Here is a 1213-nt window from a genome sequence, read left to right as displayed (position 1 = left end):
TTACTACAACTGGCGGCGTTCACATCACCACAATGACGGGATACCGCCAGCAAAAGCCGAAGAACGGCCTAACCAAGTGTCCGGATTTAGTTGACCACTACACCATGTCCCCACGCGGGCATTGGCAGAATCAACATCCAGTAGCATGCCAGACTGCTTGAATGTCGTCGCCAGCGGTACCACAAAGCTCTCCTTGAGATACCGATTAAAGCGTTCGACCTTGCCCTTGGTTTTGGCGCGATAAGGCCGACAGACCCTTGGGGTGAAGCCGAACTTCTCAGCAAGCGCGAGCAGTGTGGGATTCCAACGATGGTGGCCTTCACCATAGACATCACGCTCCAAAATGATGGCCTTGGCATGATCAAACAGCAGATGCCGGGGAGTGCCGCCAAAGAAGCTCGGCGCATACTCGATCCCATCGCACCACGCAGCCGTATCCTGACAGGAGTAAAAGCGAACGTAAGTGGCACGGCTCCAGCCCAATGTGGCAACGAATGCCAGCAGGGGGTTAGCACCTTGACGAACGATAGTGAAATCAACCTGCATCTGTTCGCCTGGCGCGGTCTCAAAGCGAACAACCGGTTCAACAGGCGGTTGTTTTAATGGGAGCAGATAGGCCGTCAGCATGCTGTAGCCACCGGTATAGCCGCGTTCGCGTATCTCCTGAAGCATCACACTGGCGGGGATCCAGTGTGGCCTGGCAGCCTCAATACGCTCGTTGATATACGACTTGAACGGGTCGAGTTTCCCTGGGCGTGGTGCCCTTGTGGAATAGTGAGACGATGATGCCGCATCGCCCATCCGGATATACCGCCGGACAGTTTTTCGGGAGCAACCTAAATGACGGGCAATAGCACGGATGGACATGCCTTGCCGAAGAAGAACTGCAATCTCCACTCTTAAATCCAATGTTAACATCGGCAGCTCGCTTAAAGCTGCCAGTTTTACCCCAGGTGGGTCCCATTTACATTGGCATGTGGGTCATTTTTACATCGGTACTAACATAACCAGGTCGGTAATGCGTCCCTTTGGGGGCTGTCTAGGAAAGTAGGGGCGATTCAGACACAGCTGTAATCGGGGCACAAAGCGGTACGTTCATCAACTCGAACAGGGAGTCGAGTAGTCCTTGGGTGGCCCGCAGAGTGAGGCTAAAAATTCCCTTGAGCATCAGGAAGGTGCAGATGGTCTGGTCAGTGTAGAGTTGGCTGCGGCC

Annotated in this window: 2 pseudogenes; both read right to left on the bottom strand. The window is 54.2% G+C overall.

The annotated features are described in order from the left end of the window. Positions 1-102 precede the first annotated feature (102 nt). Positions 103-918 (bottom strand): annotated as a pseudogene (istA, locus tag AACS18_RS19765) (IS21 family transposase); the annotation flags it as partial. 84 nt (positions 919-1002) lie between these two features. Beyond that, positions 1003-1213 (bottom strand): annotated as a pseudogene (locus AACS18_RS19760) (transposase); the annotation flags it as partial.

Source organism: Aeromonas sp. HMWF015, from assembly GCF_963878965.1.
Lineage (GTDB): Bacteria > Pseudomonadota > Gammaproteobacteria > Enterobacterales > Aeromonadaceae > Aeromonas > Aeromonas veronii.
The sequence above is the reverse complement of the archived record's forward strand: the minus strand, read 5'-3'. Positions and strand labels throughout refer to the sequence as shown.